At 62.9% G+C, this 15732-nt stretch carries 16 protein-coding genes; 7 read left to right on the forward strand and 9 right to left on the reverse strand.

Features of this window, described 5'->3' with window-relative positions:
• Positions 1–76 precede the first annotated feature (76 nt).
• The 5 genes from cyoE to VF515_14485 all read right to left on the reverse strand — a co-directional run bounded on the left by cyoE (position 77) and on the right by VF515_14485 (position 6280).
• Entirely contained in the window at positions 77–982 is a 906-nt protein-coding gene (gene cyoE / locus VF515_14465) for a heme o synthase (GenBank protein HEX7408835.1), read from the reverse strand.
• A 269-nt stretch (positions 983–1251) separates the two neighbouring features.
• The gene (locus VF515_14470; GenBank protein HEX7408836.1) at positions 1252–1422 is read right to left on the reverse strand and encodes a hypothetical protein; all 171 of its coding nucleotides are present in this window, start codon (positions 1420–1422) and stop codon (positions 1252–1254) included.
• Positions 1423–1484: 62 nt separating this feature from the next.
• Positions 1485–2297 (reverse strand): bifunctional nuclease domain-containing protein, encoded by an 813-nt coding sequence (locus VF515_14475; protein ID HEX7408837.1) that lies wholly within the window; start codon positions 2295–2297, stop codon positions 1485–1487.
• 1 nt (position 2298) lies between these two features.
• On the reverse strand, positions 2299–4932 hold the full coding sequence (locus tag VF515_14480; protein HEX7408838.1) for a 1-acyl-sn-glycerol-3-phosphate acyltransferase: 2634 nt from the start codon (positions 4930–4932) through the stop codon (positions 2299–2301).
• 214 nt (positions 4933–5146) lie between these two features.
• Positions 5147–6280, reverse strand: coding sequence for an aminotransferase class V-fold PLP-dependent enzyme (locus tag VF515_14485; GenBank protein HEX7408839.1), 1134 nt, complete (start codon positions 6278–6280; stop codon positions 5147–5149).
• 68 nt (positions 6281–6348) lie between these two features.
• Here VF515_14485 and VF515_14490 point away from each other — a divergent pair, with 68 nt between their 5' ends.
• Positions 6349–7284 (forward strand): RluA family pseudouridine synthase, encoded by a 936-nt coding sequence (locus VF515_14490; protein HEX7408840.1) that lies wholly within the window; start codon positions 6349–6351, stop codon positions 7282–7284.
• Positions 7285–7318: 34 nt separating this feature from the next.
• On the opposite strand, the gene VF515_14495 is transcribed toward VF515_14490, so the two are convergent.
• Together VF515_14495 and VF515_14500 are read right to left on the reverse strand one after the other, a co-directional pair.
• The gene (locus VF515_14495; GenBank protein HEX7408841.1) at positions 7319–7672 is read right to left on the reverse strand and encodes a hypothetical protein; all 354 of its coding nucleotides are present in this window, start codon (positions 7670–7672) and stop codon (positions 7319–7321) included.
• Between the two features lie 18 nt (positions 7673–7690).
• Positions 7691–7861, reverse strand: coding sequence for a hypothetical protein (locus tag VF515_14500; protein ID HEX7408842.1), 171 nt, complete (start codon positions 7859–7861; stop codon positions 7691–7693).
• A 457-nt stretch (positions 7862–8318) separates the two neighbouring features.
• On the opposite strand from VF515_14500, the gene VF515_14505 reads away from it, so the two are divergent.
• The 3 genes from VF515_14505 (at position 8319) to VF515_14515 (ending at position 11138) form a co-directional block, all read left to right on the forward strand.
• Positions 8319–9395: a choice-of-anchor Q domain-containing protein gene (locus tag VF515_14505; GenBank protein HEX7408843.1), complete on the forward strand. Its 1077-nt coding sequence runs from the start codon at positions 8319–8321 to the stop codon at positions 9393–9395.
• Positions 9396–9408: 13 nt separating this feature from the next.
• On the forward strand, positions 9409–9543 hold the full coding sequence (locus VF515_14510; GenBank protein ID HEX7408844.1) for a hypothetical protein: 135 nt from the start codon (positions 9409–9411) through the stop codon (positions 9541–9543).
• A gap of 770 nt (positions 9544–10313) precedes the next feature.
• Positions 10314–11138, forward strand: a complete 825-nt coding sequence (locus VF515_14515) for a hypothetical protein (GenBank protein ID HEX7408845.1) — start codon at positions 10314–10316, stop codon at positions 11136–11138.
• Between the two features lie 110 nt (positions 11139–11248).
• On the opposite strand, the gene VF515_14520 is transcribed toward VF515_14515, so the two are convergent.
• Complete coding sequence (locus tag VF515_14520; protein HEX7408846.1) at positions 11249–11707, reverse strand: hypothetical protein; 459 nt, start codon at positions 11705–11707, stop codon at positions 11249–11251.
• A gap of 400 nt (positions 11708–12107) precedes the next feature.
• Complete coding sequence (locus tag VF515_14525) at positions 12108–12359, reverse strand: hypothetical protein (protein ID HEX7408847.1); 252 nt, start codon at positions 12357–12359, stop codon at positions 12108–12110.
• Between the two features lie 160 nt (positions 12360–12519).
• Here VF515_14525 and VF515_14530 point away from each other — a divergent pair, with 160 nt between their 5' ends.
• The 3 genes from VF515_14530 to VF515_14540 all read left to right on the forward strand — a co-directional run bounded on the left by VF515_14530 (position 12520) and on the right by VF515_14540 (position 15627).
• Entirely contained in the window at positions 12520–13194 is a 675-nt protein-coding gene (locus VF515_14530; GenBank protein HEX7408848.1) for a DUF480 domain-containing protein, read from the forward strand.
• A 249-nt stretch (positions 13195–13443) separates the two neighbouring features.
• Complete coding sequence (locus tag VF515_14535) at positions 13444–14583, forward strand: Gfo/Idh/MocA family oxidoreductase (protein ID HEX7408849.1); 1140 nt, start codon at positions 13444–13446, stop codon at positions 14581–14583.
• Positions 14584–14649: 66 nt separating this feature from the next.
• A complete protein-coding gene (locus VF515_14540) occupies positions 14650–15627 on the forward strand; it encodes a glycosyltransferase (protein ID HEX7408850.1) in 978 nt (325 codons plus the stop codon).
• The last annotated feature ends 105 nt before the right edge of the window (positions 15628–15732 follow it).

The raw sequence follows: 15732 nt of genomic DNA on the forward strand, positions 1-15732 counted from the left end.
TCGCGATCGACCAGTACGAGATGGTCCGTGTGCGTGATCAGATCGCCGCCGCTGTCGTTTTCCCCTCCCGCACCACCTAGAATGGAATCTTGTCCAGCGCCATGACGATCAGCACCGCCGGCAGGTAGAGCAGCGAGGCGAGCAGAAGCTGGCGAGCTGCCGGTGCCGTGCGTGAGACAGCGAAGGCGACGGCATAACCGAGAAATACTATTCCAAAAACCAGCGCGGCAACGAAGTAGGCAGGGCCGGCGAGGCCGACCAACGTGGGCAGCATGCCGACCGGCAACAGCGCGATGCAGTTGATCACGATCTGGCGTCCGGTACTCCTGCCGTCTGGCTCCACGATTGGCAGGAAGCGGATACCGGCCCGGACGTAGTCGTCCCGGTACAGCCGCGCGATCGCCAGCGAGTGTGGCAGCTGCCACAGAAACAAGATGGCGAAGAGGATCCAGGCCTCGATGCCGAAGCCGTCGTGGGCAGCGACCCATCCGGTGACTGGGGGCAAAGCACCCGGCACCGCGCCCACAAGGCTACACAGTGAAGTCTTCCGTTTCAGCGGTGTGTACAAGCACAGGTAGCTGACGGAGGTCGCTGCGGTCACCGCCGCGCTGAGCAAGTTTACGCCGACCGCCAGATACAGAATCCCGGCAAGCGTGATGGCGCTGCCGAAAATCAGGGCTTCGGCGGGCTGCAGTCGGCCGTCCGGCAACGGCCGCAAGCGCGTTCGCTGCATCCGGGCGTCGACGTCGCGTTCAAGGAACTGATTCAGCGCCAGGGTGCCGCCGGCGGCCAACGCCGTCCCGATCAGCGTGCGCAGGAGCTGCGAGTAATCCACCGCAGCGCGTGTGCCGAGATAGAACCCGACGTAGGTGGTCACGAGCACCATCATCACGACCCGTGGTTTTGCCAAGGCGAGGAAATCCATGGCGCGCCGCTGCACGCGGGTGAGATCGAGTTCCAGTGTCTGCGGCTGCGGAATCATGCGGTCACTTGTTGGCTCTGTCTCAGCGGCGAAAACGACGAAGACGGCGGCGTCGTCAGCTCACTATTTCTGTCAGTCGTCCCACCGAAGCGCAAGAGACGGAGTGTGAGACCGCGAAGCTGGCAAGCCTCCGTGCCCCACCGGTCGATGTTCAATGCGTGGCCGTTTGTTGGCCACCGCCATCCTCATCCTCGTCCGGTTGCTGGCGTTTCAGTAATCGATCGCGTCTCATCGCCGTTACTCGCGTGGCATGGCTCACGAGTGACCCGTCACCTCGAAGCCCTGTGCTCCAAGAAGCGGCCGACGAAGAAGATCACCACGCCGACCGTCATCAGTTTCAACTCACTTCCGGTGCCGTGCTCCTCCGTGAGTCCAGTAAAGAGCGCGTAGGCAACGTCGGCGAAGCCCAGCGCCTGTATCAGTTTGGCCGCATGGAACATCGAAGCCGGACGCAGGTATCTCGGGCTGATGAACTGGTGGAACTCGCCGCGCCAGCCACGGCTTAGCGTGTCGTCGGTTCGGAGCCGGCGAACTGCACCGGAATCCGCTTCGCGCCGCGTTGCACCGACAGGCGCGCTGCCGCGCTGTTCGGCATCGTCTGCAGGCGCTGGGTGAGATCGCCCACCCCGGTCACCGCGGTACCATTCATCTCCAGAATGACGTCGCCGCGCTGCAATCCCTGCGGGGCATCACTGGCCACGTCGGCAACGATGACTCCCTGACCGGCAGGCACATTGAAATATGCGGCCAGCTCGGCGGTCAGGTTTTGCACGGTGACGCCTGAGAATTTCGCCGTGCTCGCGGTCGGTACGTAATGCGCCAGGTCAATCGCTGACTCGCTTTTCATCAAGACCCGCGTGACAAAAATAGGCTTATGGAAGCGCACGGCTAACGCGATCGCGTCGCTCGGCCGGCTGTCGACCTGCAGCTCATGCCGCCCCACGTGCAGGAAGATCCGGGCAAAGTACGTGCTGTCTTTCACCTCCTGAATCAAGACCTTCTGGAACTCCACGCCGGCGCCGTCGAGGATCTGTTTGACCAAGTCGTGCGTCATCGGCCGGGGCGGGTTGATTCCTTGCAACTGCATGACGATCGCTTGCGCTTCCGCCGGTCCGATCCAAATCGGCAGCGCCACCTTCCGATCATGGTCCCGCAGGACGACTACCGGAGCATGCAACGCGCTGTCGAAGCCGACGCTCCCGATCTCCACCTCGACGTCACTCTTGTCTGGGCTGCGACACGCCGCCACGCTGAACGCGCCAAGCACCAACAGGGCCGAGACACGCAACCGGCGGCTGCGAACTACGTGGATCACTTCACGTCCTCAACGCCGAACTTCTACGCTGAGTGTACGGCGCCCCGCCCCCCAATTCAACTACCCTTGTCTCGTTCTCTCGGGGGGGCCGCAGGTTCGCTGCCAAGCGTCGTTCGACACCGCTCAGGTCCGCGAACTGAGGGCCCGGCCGAACCAGACGCTCGCGTCCTTTCTGGCCGGCCGTGACCGTGATGAAACCCACTTCCGTGTAACGGCTGATGGCATTGCCGATGCTGACTGCGGAGTTGCCTTCCGGCCGGCGCACATCGCCTAGTAGCAAACCGGTTGCGTACCGTCGGCGTGCCGCCTCCAGCAAAGATCTTTGTGTCAGTCCCGCTGCTTTCAGCTGCATCAACGCCTGTGCGGTGATCCAGTAGGCCTCGCAGAAGTTGTCGAGGATGCCGGCGGTGGTGCGGATCAGCGGGTGCTCCGGATCGGCTACGTCACCGTCGCCGGAGCGAATCGCCCCTTGAGCGCGGAAATATTCGAGCAGCCGCCCCAATTCGACCGCCACCGCCTCCCGCTCAGGCAAGGCAAACTCCCACCGGTACAGGTCGAGCCACCAGCTCACCTCATCCTTGAGCGCGGCCCCTTGCCGGCCGGTCGTGAGCGCCCGGGAGAGGATCGCGGGCAGCAAAAAGAAATGGATGGAGTTGTTCTTGTAGAAATCTAAAATGATGCGCTTCCCCGGCGCAACGTGGATCACGCCCTCCTCGCCCGGCAGGCGCTGGATCAAGCCGCCCGACTCGAGAAACCCGAGGTTCTCTTTGAAGTCTGCTGCGTTGCGTTCCAGCGAAGCCGTGATGGCAACGCCTTGGTGCCGCAGAAGTCGGAGCAAGGTCTGCGCGGCGGCGAGAAATTGGGCATGGCGCAAGGCCGCATGCGGCGAGCTGAGCAAGACGGTCGAAGACACCGAAGTGGCGCCGACGACGGTCACGGCGTTGACCTCACGTAAGATCCGAAAGCCGAGTTTCCGGGTGAAGCGGCGCTTCTCTTCCTCGACGACCGGATCATTACCGCCGAGGCGCAAGCGCTCCTTCCGTTCACCGAGCGCTTCGTTCAGGGAAATCGGGTCGGCAAAGGTGACGTACACCGTGCCGTATTTCTGGCGCAACAGCGTCCGCGCCTTCAGCAGCGCCCAGAGCGACTCCTTCTCTTTCTCGGCGCCGACCAACTCGCGCTTGTAGGCCTCTTCCTCGACGATGCGGCCGTAGTGGATGGAGACCGGCACCAGATACAGATCGCGGCGCACGCCGGAGACGAAGGCGCCGACGATCGCCGACAACATGCCGAGCTTGGGCGTAAGGATTTTGCCGGTGCGGCTGCGGCCGCCTTCGATGAAAAACTCCTGCGTGTATCCCTCCCGGATGAGATACGTGAGGTAGTTGCGAAACACCGTCTTGTAGAGTTCGTTGCCCTCGAAGCTCCGGCGAATGAAGTACGCGCCCGCGCCGCGAAAGAGCGGACCCAGGGGCCAGAAGGAGAGATTGATGCCGGCGGCAATGTGGGGCGGGCTGAGGTAGTTCGCGTGAAACAGGTACGACAAAATCAAATAGTCGAAATGGCTGCGGTGGCACGGGACGAGGACCACCGGATGCCGTTTGGCGCACTCGGTGATCTTCTCGATCCCGCTGTATTCGAAGCCCTGGAACACCCGCGGCCAAATACGATTGAAGACGAACTCCAGGAAGGCGAAGTAGGTGCTGTGGAAGCTCGCCGCCATCTCGTCGAAGTAGCGTTCGGCGGTGCGCCACAGCTGCGATTCGGGCTGGTTGCGTTCTTGAGCTAAGCGGCGAATCACCGCGCTCAGCTCCTCGCCCCGCACCACTATCTGCCGCACTACCCGCTTCGGCAGCAGCGTGGGACCCGCCACGACGCGCTCCTCGCGGTGCAGAAAGATCTGCAGAGCCCGCGCCAGCCGGCGCACGATGCGCTCCTCGCTCTCTTGCCGGTAGCGCTGGGTGAATTGCGCGAGATGGACCTCTTTGCCGACGATGATGCTCGTCTCCCGAGCGTTCCAGAGCAGCGATAGCAGACGTTTGGCTTCGCCCGGCGCTTCTTGCACGCTGTACACAAGTGTCGCCAGGCGCGACTCACGACGCCGAAAGCCCCAGCCGCGCAACACGGCGAGCGGGACCAGGAACACCTCGCGTTCTTTGGACCATCCGGCGTGGACGATCTCGCTCAGGTAATCGGTGCCGGTGCGGACGCGGCTCAAGGCCGCGCGGCGGCCCTCGAGCAAACGCATGCCCGGAGCACGGCTGCGCATGAAAATCAGCACCGGCCGGCCGCGGCTGACCAAGCGCTGGCAGCGGTCGCGGTCCTCGAAGTGTCGCAATTCTTTTCCGAACACGCGTGCCTGCTTGAGCCGCTTTCGCAGCATGGCGACGATCTCGCTCAGTGGCCGCAAGAGAAGAGTGGAGACGTCCGAAACAAACTCGGGCAGCGGCAAGCCTTCGCGCAAGAAGATGAACGCAACCAGGAGGTAATCGACCAGCGAGCGATATCGCATCACGTACACGACGCTGCCGCGTGCGGCCAGCGCCCGAATGCGTTCGGTCGCTTCCGCGTCAATTCGTACCTGCGAGAAGAACTTGCGGCACAACAGCCCGGGCAAGAACCCCAGGCGGCGCATTGGACCGGGATATATCGGATCTGTCGGCGGTGGAACTTCGGATGTGGGTGCAGGCGCGCTCATCGAGTCCGTTCAACGACCTCCCATAGCATAGCTCCGCCGAGCGCGGCGATACCCGGTTGTGCTCCCCGGCACACTAGCAGGCAGAATGGCAGTGCCATCTTGTGGAGGCCAAGCCATGCCTCCACCGCAGGAGACGGCCGAACAGTGGGCCTTAGCCCAGGCGCAGATCGTCGAGCGCCTGCAGCAGCCGATCGATGTCGTCCTCGTTGTTGTAGAAATGCGGGGCCACCCGGAGGCCACCGCCGCGGACACGCACGATGAACCCGCGACGAATCAGCTCGGCGCACAGACCCTGCGGATCTTCCCCGCGCTGAAACACCACAATCCCGGAACGCGCATCAGCTTCCCACGGACTCACGATCCGCGCCCCGCGCGCGCGCAATCCGTCGGCCAACCTATCGGTGAGCTCGAACAAGCGGCGCTCGATCCGATCGGGGCCGATTTCCAGGAGCAAATCGATAGCCGCTCCCAAGGCGTAGGTGCCCAGCACCGATGGGCTTCCTGGCTCGAATTTCGCCGCGTCGGGTCGCGGATCAAAGTGATAGGGAAGATAGGTGTCCGCATCCCGCACACTCTTCCATCCATGCAGCACGGACCGGATACGATCGATGACCCGACGGGACACGAAGAGACAGCCGCAGCCCTCGGGCGCCAGTAACCATTTGTGTCCACCGACGGCGAGACAGTCGATGAGTTCGCCCTCGACATCGAGGCGGACGGCTCCGACGCCCTGAATGCCATCAACACAGAAGAGCACGCCCTGCTTGCGACAAAACTCCCCGATCGGGCGCAAATTGGTGCGCCCGCCACTGTTCCAGTCCACGAAGCTGACCGAGATCACCCGGGTGCGCGCATCCGTGAGCCCCCGCACGTCTTCCACCCGCACCCGCCCTTGCACCGGACGAACCATTCGGGTTTCCACACCCCAACGGCGCAACCCGAACCAAGGATACACGTTGGATGGGTACTCCCCTTCGACCGCGATCACGTTGTCGCCCTGGTGCCAGTCCAACCCGGCGGCGACCAGTGACAGCCCCTCAGAGGTGTTCTTTACAAAGGCGATCTCATCTGGCTGGGCGCCCACCAAACGCGCGAAGGCAGCGCGGATCGCTTCACTACGCGCCTCCCAACGCCGCTGTGCGGCGGAGGTCACCACGGTCGCCTCGTTGATGAAGGCGGTGACCGCAGCGGCCACGCGACGCGACACCGGAGAGACGCCGGCATGGTTGAAGTGGGTGAGATGCTCGGTGATGGGAAACTCCAGGCGCCACTGGTTCCAATCCATTGCTGCTCCTTCTCTGCATCCTTATAGTCAACCTTGAAGTGGCAATAGAAGAACAATTAGAATTCGGCGTGCGCGCGATTAGGGTGCCACCCGCTACCGCGCCGGTGCGACTCGACGTGTTCCTGGCGCAACACGTGCCGCACTGCTCCCGCCGTACGGCCCAGCGCGCAATTGCCGGCGGGGAGGTCCGCATTAATGACCGGCGGGCACGCAAAGGACAACTCGTCAGGGACAACGACCTGATCCAAGTGGCCGAAGAGCTGTTTGCGCCACCCGCATTGCAGCCGAATGCGCAGCTGGCGCTGCGCGTTCTGTACGAAGATGCTGCGGTGATCGCCGTGGACAAGCTTGCGGGCATGCCGTCACAGGCGCTGCGCGCACATGAGATGGATACGGTGGCGAATTTTCTGCTCGCGAAATATCCGGAGCTCGCCGCCGTCGGGAAAAGCACACAAGAAGCCGGCTTGGTTCATCGTCTCGACGTCAACACCTCGGGGGTCCTGCTGGCCGCGCGCACCGCTGACGCCTACCGTTTTCTGCGGCAGGAGTTTGCCCGCCATCGTGTCGGCAAGGAGTATCTGGCGCTGGTCGAGGGGCACATTGCCGCACCAGGGGTCGTTCGCACCGCGATTGCCCACGACCGCCGTAACCGGCGCAAAATGCGGGTGGCGCCGTCGTCTGGACGGGTCTCGCGCCCGCGCCAAGCCGTGACTCATTTCCGTCCGCTGGAGCGCTTTCGCGACACTACGTTAGTGGCGGTGGAGATTCCCACGGGCGTAATGCATCAGATCCGCGTGCATCTGGCTTCCGCCGGCCATCCGATCATTGGGGATCGGCTCTACGGTAGCCCGGTGCGGCGCGCTCCACGCCAGCTCCTCCACGCCGCGAAACTATCGCTCACGCATCCCGACACCCGGCAGCCGCTCGAGGTGTGCTGTCCCTTGCCGGCTGACTTTGCGGAGTTTCTGAACGGGTTGCGCGAAACTGAGCCAGCGGCAGGCTAGCTGAAATTCGTCAGCAGCCTCAAAGAGGCCGGCCTCAGGCAGCGACCTGCTTGCCTTTGGCCTTCGTCTTCCCGCAGGCCCCGCACAGGTTGCGCACGTTGTCTGGATCTTCGACGAGGCCCTCATCGATGTTGTGGCAGACTTTCTTGCATTCGGCGCAAATGAAGTACACGCCCTCGATGGTCTTATTGATGCGCTCGCGATTCAGAATGCGCCCCTTGAGCTTCTGGACGCGGATGCCGAGGAGGTCTTCGTACTGACGCTTGATCTTGCGACGGCCCGCTTCGTCCTTTGGTAGATCCCCTTCTTCTTCAACTTCGCCGCCGGCGTCGTCTTCAAAGATATGCGTGCCCTTCTTGACCTTGTACTTCTTTGGTGTCCGTCCCATGGACTTCTCCCAGCAGTCTCACCGTGTCCGTTCGACGTAGCCGCAGTTCTTATCGCAGACCCAGAAGAATCCCTTTCGTCCAAAACCGGCGAAATACGTCACCCGGCCCTCCGTGCCACAGCTGGGACACATACGTTTCGTGTTCACCATACCCGACTTCTCGGCGGTCTTTGCCTTCTTCTCTGCCATCCTCACGGTCCTCCTTTGAATTTAAAACTCAGGCAAGTCCAGCACTTACCCATGCACTAGTGTCTGGCGCATAAAAAAATCCGGCCGAGCCGTGAATCTGCTGACCGGACCTACCTACACCTTAAAAGGCCCTATATCGAACCTCGCTCTCACTGTCAACGGTACCCGCGCAGGGCGGTGTGAATCGCGCGGGAATGAGTGTCGCCGGTATGAGAAACGATGTGAATTTATCGGTCGCCAGTTGCAGTGACATGCTGCCAGATCTAAGGAAACCACGTCATTTTCGCTTGGAGAGGTGGCCGAGTGGTCGAAGGCGCACGCCTGCTAAGCGTCCACCGAGTAACGGGATTACAGCTATTTAGGTGGAACGCGCCAGCTCACCCCCGCCCGGCTGTTTGGAATTGACGGCCCGACTCGTGATATAGGCCGAGGCGGCAAGAGAGGGTATCAGGCGACAATGAGGAAGAGAGCATTGCGCTGCGGCGGCTTAGGGCTGGCTCTGCTCCTGCACTGTCTCACTCTGCCCTCGCGCGCCCTGGCGTGCGTCGTGGGCACCGGCTCGGGTGGGAGCTGCACCGAGGCAGCGCTGACTGCCTGCCTCCCAGGCGGCTTGAGTTTCGACGGCACCGTGACCTTCAACTGCGGCGGCGCCGCCACGATTACCGTCACCAGCATCAAGACCATTAGCGCCGACACCACCATTGATGGCGGGAGTCCGATCACGATCAGCGGCGGGTACAGCGTGGGCGTCTTCTCCGTGAACACTGGCGTCACGTTCACGGTCCAGAACCTGACCATCGCCAACGGCAGTAGCACGAGTAGCGGCGGCGGCATCTACAGCTACGGCACGCTGACGGTCACCAACAGCACCTTCTCCAGCAATAGGGCGAACAGGTTCTACTACGGCGCCGCCGGCGGCGGCATCTACAACGACGGCGGCACGCTGACGGTCACCAACAGCACCTTCTTTGACAATAGCGCGAACGGCGGCGGCGGCGGCGGCATCTACAACAACGGCGGCACGGTGACGGTCACCAGCAGCACCTTCTTCGACAATAGCGCGGTCGGCGGCGGCGGCATGTTCAACTACAGCGTGTACAGCGGCGGCACGCTGACGGTCACCAACACTATCGTCGCCAATAGCACCTCGGGCGGCAATTGTGCCGGCAGCGTTACTGATGGAGGCGACAACATCGACGACGGCACGACGTGTGGTTTCACGGGCACCGGCTGCACCAGTACCAGCGGCAGCTCGTTCTGTGGCACCAACCCCCACCTCGACCCGGCAGGTTTGGCTAACAACGGCGGACCGACCCAAACCATCGCGCTCCAAGCGGGCAGCCCGGCGGTCAACGCTGGAGACGAGTCGGTCTGCGCGGCGCCGCCGGTGAACAACCTCGACCAGCGCGGCTACGTCCGGCCGGGTGATGGCGCCACAAGCTGCTCCATCGGCGCGTACGAGTACAACTCGGTCCCAGCCTCACCAACGACGTGTGAAGGCGACTGCAGCAGCGACCGCCACGTGACCGGTTGACGAGATTCTGACGATGGTGAACATCGCCCTCGGCAACACGCCGCTCCTCAACTGCGAGGCCGGCGATGCGAATCACGATGGCCAGATCACCGTTGACGAGATCCTCACGGCGGTGAACAACGCGTTGAACGGCTGCCCGAATCACTGAAATCCCATAGAATTACCAAACTATGGGGTGTCGGCGGAAGCCCTTGAGCCACAAGGGAGTCCGGTGGCCAGGTCGCCAGCCCGCTCCAGAAACAACATTCAACCACTCTCCCACGTGCCTTTTGTGTGATTACGCCACGCGGTCAGATCGGCATCCAGCGAGTGCGGTATAGATGCGCAGCGGTGACCTACGCGCTCGGCGACTCCTCCGTCAGGCTTCGTGCCAGCTTGGCGGCCCTGCCGGGGGGGGGGCCGCCACACGGTTACAAAAGAGCTGTCAGGTTTTCCATCCGCCGCGTCAGATAGGCGTGCATCTCTTCGATTCCTCCCGCTGGGAGTTCTTGTGCAATGCTGGGTGACGGGTTCAACAGCCTTTAGACGCCCTGCGCAACGCTTCGGTAGCCCTTCGAAACGCTGTAGCCGCGCTTCCCGGGCGTGGCTGACCTCCGCTTAAGCGTTATGCGGGCGTTCCAAGCTGCGGGTGAGGGCTCCCCATGCGTTACATTGGCCTTCCCAAGCGCGGGTGACCTCCCTCAAGTCTTATGCGGGCGCTCCAGGCCACGGGTGACGGCTGCATAGGCGTCACATTGGGCATTCCAACGTTTCGTCAGCGGTTCCACGCGTCCATACTGGGGTTGGGTCGATCAATTTTGTCGTCACGGCCACGGTCTCGAATTCCGCAGCTGGCGGATGAACTTGCGCGTGGAGGGGCGGCGAGAGTAAGAGGCAGGCCGACTTTTGTGTCCACCGAGGTGTGGAAGGAGAATGACGTTGAATCAGACTCGTGGTGACTGGGCTCGGAAGGAGAGCGGGCGCGATGCCGTACGCCATCCATTTCGCCGGGCACCGCGACTGTTGGGCTGTGCCGTCGTGATCGCGCTGATTGGTCTCCTTCGGGCGCCCGTGTTCGCTGGCCCTCCCTACGTCACCGACGATCCAGAGCCGGTGGAGTACCAGCACTGGGAGGTGTACCTCGCTTCCGCCCTCTCGCACGACGCGGGGGAGTGGTCGGGCACGGCACCACTCCTGGAAGTGAACTACGGCGCACTACCCGACCTCCACCTTCACGCCATCATGCCGCTGTCGTTTCTCCGCTCCGGCGACGGCAGCACGACCTATGGGTACGGGGACACGGAACTCGGAGCAAAGATCCGCTTCCTCCACGAGACGTCCACGCGTCCGCAAGTCGGAACCTTCCCTCTCCTGGAGATTCCGACCGGCGATGAGCACCGAGGGCTAGGAAGCGGGCAGGTGAAGGCCTTCCTTCCCCTATGGCTCCAAAAAAGCTTCGGCCCCTGGACCACCTACGGAGGCGGCGGGTACTGGATCAATCCCGGTGCCGGCAACCACGATTGGGGCTTTCTGGGGTGGCAGGTGCAGCGCCGTTTCCTCCCGAGCGTGAGCGCAGGCGCGGAGGTGTTTCACACCACGGTTCAAGAAGAGGGTGGCGAGCCAGAGACACGGTTCAACGTTGGGCTGGTCATCGATCTGAGCGGCCTGCAGCACTTGCTGCTTTCGGGAGGTCGCGGACTCCAGGGGCCCAATCAGTTTCAGGGCTACGTTGCCTACCAGCTCACCTTCGGTCCGACAGAGTGATGCTGCGACACGGGAGAGGTAGACCGTTGCCAAGATCCCGGCGCTACTCGTCAACACCTCAGTCGGAGCAGCAGTCTTCGGAAGTCAGCCCAGAGGCGCTGCACTCAGCTTCATTCTGATTCACCGGGCGGCGGCGTTTGCCGGCTCGATGGGTCCGGCGCTGTGTCTGGCAGACTCTCGTGACAAGCTCGCCTCGGCCCGGTGCCGCTCCACGAAATCGATGCACTTGCGGACGTCTCCGCCATCGGTACGGTCTGCATGTCACGCCAGCGCTGCAAGCCGCGTCGCAGATAGTCGGGGTCGATACCTAGCACGCCGCAGATGTGGTCGAAGGAAAATGCGGGGGGTGTATCGCCCTCGCACATGATCCAACGCTCCGCCTCCTGAAACAGCCGTCGCTTGGGAGGCTCACTGGCACGGAGATACTTCTGAAAGCATTCGACGGCTTCCTCCAATACCGCAACCAGAAGTTTGCACTCGCCCTTGTTACTTAGCTGCTCGCGCAGCGGAGCGAACAACTGCGCCGGCAGCACGACCTCGGGTTCAAACAATCCACCACTATGCCACACCAGGCCACCTCCAACGGTAAAAGAAACTCTCCGAGTAATCCCTCAGTCTTGGTGGCGCCTGGCCTCTCGGACGATGAATCGTCCCGCCAATCGAGACTCCCTCTCCCACGCATCAGCTCAGCGCGGGAGAGGACACCAAGCCACGCCACCGAGACTGAGGGGTTACCTCTCCGATCTCAATATGAGCCGACATCGAGTCGCTCCTTATTACAGATTGCCTGGTATTTGTGTATCCGTAAGACTACTGAATTTGATGGGTGGCATCGGGTCGACCCGGTCCCGGGTGGGGCCTCGGCACGGCTCCTGTGACGCCACGCTGACGGTGGCGTGAGGGCCTCGGCGTAACCACCTCTCGCCTCGCCGGGTACTGGCCTGCATCCCCCAGCGGGGATGCGGCTCTTCACGCTTCGGGGATTTTCTCCCACCACTGGCACCACCACTCGCCGCCCACCAGAATGCGCAGCTTCGGGTGCCAGCAGTAGCACAGCTCTTCATCCGGATTCAGGTAGTAGAGACAATTCCGGCAGTGTTCGTCACCGTTCGGCTTGGCGCGCAGGATCGCATCTTCCGCCACGAAGCGCAGCTCGAGCGAGCGCTTCTCGTCGATTTCCTTGGGCTCGGGTTTGGGCAGGTCATCGAATTCGTCGGCCATCGGTCTCGTCGCTCCTCATCATGTCAACAGTGGCCCGCGAGTGACGGTGCGGCTGCGCGCCAGATTAGCGTACCGTCAACGGCAGTGCGAGTGGGTGTGGCAGGCAGTGGAGCACGCACCGATTCCGCCGTCCCGTGTTTTCTGCTACCGTGCCCGGCCCATGCAGCGCGACATTCAGTTGGACCCTCACGAGGCGCGGGTATTCGGAGTGCTGATCGAGAAGGCATTGACGACCCCGGAGCAGTATCCGCTGTCGATCAATGCCGCGACCAACGGCGCCAATCAGAAGAGCAATCGCGATCCGGTGGTGTCCCTCGACGAAGATCACGTGGCCATGGCGCTGGAGCGCCTGGTGCAGAAATACCTGGCACGCAAGGTCTTCCCGGCGAACAGTCGGGTGGAGAAGTACTGCCACAATGGCAAGGACGGGCTCGGCCTTGAAGTCCTGGAGTTGGCGATCCTGGCCGAGTTGCTCATGCGTGGCCCGCAGACCGCGGGCGAACTCCGCACGCGTGCGAGCCGCATGCAGCCGATCGAGTCGCTGGACCAGCTCATGGCGCTCCTCGCCCCGCTGATTGAGCGCGGCTTCGTGCAACACGTCGCGCCGGCACCGGGGTCACGCGCCGAACGCTACGTGCAGTTGTTGAGCCCTGATCTTCATCCGCTCGATGCCCCGCCGCCGGCATACGCCAGCGCCGGCCACGAGTTGCCCGGCCCCGCTACGCCGGTCGGAGATCTCGCCGCCCGGCTCGAAGCGCTCGCAGCCGAGGTCGAGCGGCTGCGTCAGCAGTGCCAGGCACTTGCCGCCAAGCTCGGGCACACGTTCGACGTGTAAAGTCTCCTTTTTCAGATCGCCTGCGTTGCGCTAGCGTACATCCCCGCTAACCGCCCCCTTGTCGCTACGTTTCTGCTGGTGCCCGCTGTCGTCGGTCGGATCCGTTCCTTGCCAACAGTTCATCCACCCGATCGGAACTGGCGAGGTATCACTGCAATCAGATAGCGGTGAGATCCTGTCCTCGGGAGGACCATCGGTTGCAGAAGGCTCCTGGCCACGGTAGGAGCTGTTGTCAGTGATTCAGCTTCAATGGCAAACCGAAAGAGACCGCTAGGACTGGGGGTGATCGGGTGCGGCTGGGTGGCGCAAGAACGGCATCTCCCGGCCCTCCACGGCATGGGCGATGCCGAGGTCATCGCCATCTCCGACACCAACGCCGAGTGCCTCAACCGGGTGGCAGAAAGGTTCCACATCCAGAATCGCTGCCTCGACTATCGCGTCATGCTCGATCTTCCAACGATAGAGGCCGTCGCCGTGTGCGTACCAACCCAGTTCCATGTCGAGGTAGCCTTGGCCGTCCTCGACGCCGGGAAACACGTGTTCATTGAAAAACCGCTGGCGCTGAACCTGGACGACGCCGCGCGACTCATCGAGCGCGCAGCACAGTCTCGCCACAAGGCAATGGTGGGCTTCAATATGCGCTGGCATCGTCTCGTACGCCAAGCGCGTGAAATCATCCAACGTGGAAGCTTGGGAGGGCTCGATCTGATGCGCACGGTGTTCACCGCCGGAAGCCACTTCCGCCCAGACCTCCCCCCATGGCGGCTGCAGCATGAACTGGGAGGTGGGCTCCTGTTCGAGCACGCCGTGCATCACTTCGACCTCTGGCGTTTTCTGCTGCGCAGCGAGGTCGAAGAAGTTCTGGCCAAGAGCTGGGGTGAGCAATCGGCCGCCGAGCGGACTACTGTCGCCGCACAAATGGAGAATGGGGTGCTGGCTGCCTCGGTGTTTTCGCTAAGGGCGAGCGCCGACAACGAGTTGGAAATCTATGGGCAAGCCGGTCGTCTGCGGGTGTCGTGCTACCGCTTCGATGGCCTCGATTTCTGTCGCACGTCGGATTCGCCGGGCGGCATTCGGACGCGGCTGCAGGGCGTGGCTCGGGCGCTCAGGGAGGTTCCACAAGCAGTGCTGCGACTGCGTCAGGGAGGTGATTACGTCGCGTCGTATCAGGCAGAGTGGCGGCATTTCATCGATGCCGTTCGGCACGACACTCCAGTGGAATGTACGTTGACTGATGGGCGCCGAGCCTTGCAGGTGGCGCTCGCCGCCGTGCACTCAGCGGCGTCGGGGCAGGCGGTCAAAGTCGCGCAGGCGCCGGCGAAGATTACGCCCCTACCCTCTCAGCCAGGTTCAGCAAGCCGGTCCGCACATGGGTCCCCTCTTCGCTAGCCGAGTCGCTGCGCGCCCGTGATGGTCCCCAACGCATCCGAGCCGAGCGAGTGTCGTTTGCCTGCCATGTCCGTGGTGATCGCCACACCGGACCGCTACGAAACCATTCGGACGACGATACGATATCTGCGCGCCCAAACGGTGCGAGAGCAGATCGAGATCGTCATCGTCGCGCCCTCGCTTGAACAGCTCGCTCTGCAGGAGTCGGAGTTGGAAGGTTTCCACGGCTTTCGTGTGGTCGAGGTCGGCTCGATTCGGTCGGTGGGCACGGCGAACGCCGCCGGCATTCGGCGGGCGAGCGCACCGGTGGTGGCCCTGGCTGAAGATCACGCCTATCCCGATCCGGACTGGGCGGCGGCGCTCATCGAAACACACCGGCAGCCGTGGGCTGCAGTCGGGCCGGTTTTGCGTAATGCCAACCCGGACAGCCCCATCAGTTGGGCCGACTTTCTCATTGCGTACGCACCGTGGGTCGACTCGACCCCAGCTGGGGTGGTCGCGCACTTGCCGGGGCACAACAGCAGCTATAAGCGGGAGATTCTCCTGGGGTACGGCGACGAGCTTGAAGCGATGTTGGAGGCTGAAACCGTCCTGCAGTGGGATCTCCGGGCCAAGGGATATGCGCTCTACCTGCAACCGGCGGCGAAAGTGTCGCACACGAACTTCGCGCTGCCGTCATCCTGGATGGCGTCGCAGTTTCACTGCGGGCGCATGTTTGCGGCAACTCGTGCGGAGGAGAGTCACTGGTCCGTATTGCGACGGTTGTTTTATGCCGGGGCCGCGCCACTCATTCCGCTCGTGCGCCTGTCACGAGTGCTCCCGACACTGCGCCGGACGCGGCGGCACGAGAACCTGCCACGGGGCGTGTTGCCGGCGTTGTGCTTCGGGCTGGTCGTGGATGGGGTCGGCCAACTGCTCGGTTACCTGGCCGGTGCCGGCGATGCGAGGCAGCGGATGAGCGATCTCGAGTACCACCGCGATCACCACATCACTAGAAGTGATAAGGACCGGCAGAAGCTTGCGGATGCTTCCGTTCTGCGGTGAGTGAAGCGAGCAGGATCACACATGAGGGTGTTGCCCATGCGGCCTCTGGCCACGGCCTGGACTGGGACAACGACTCCCGTGCTTCGGCGCTGGTGGGCCGCCCAC

Source organism: Candidatus Binatia bacterium, from assembly GCA_036382395.1.
GTDB lineage: Bacteria > Desulfobacterota > Binatia > HRBIN30 > HRBIN30 > JAGDMS01.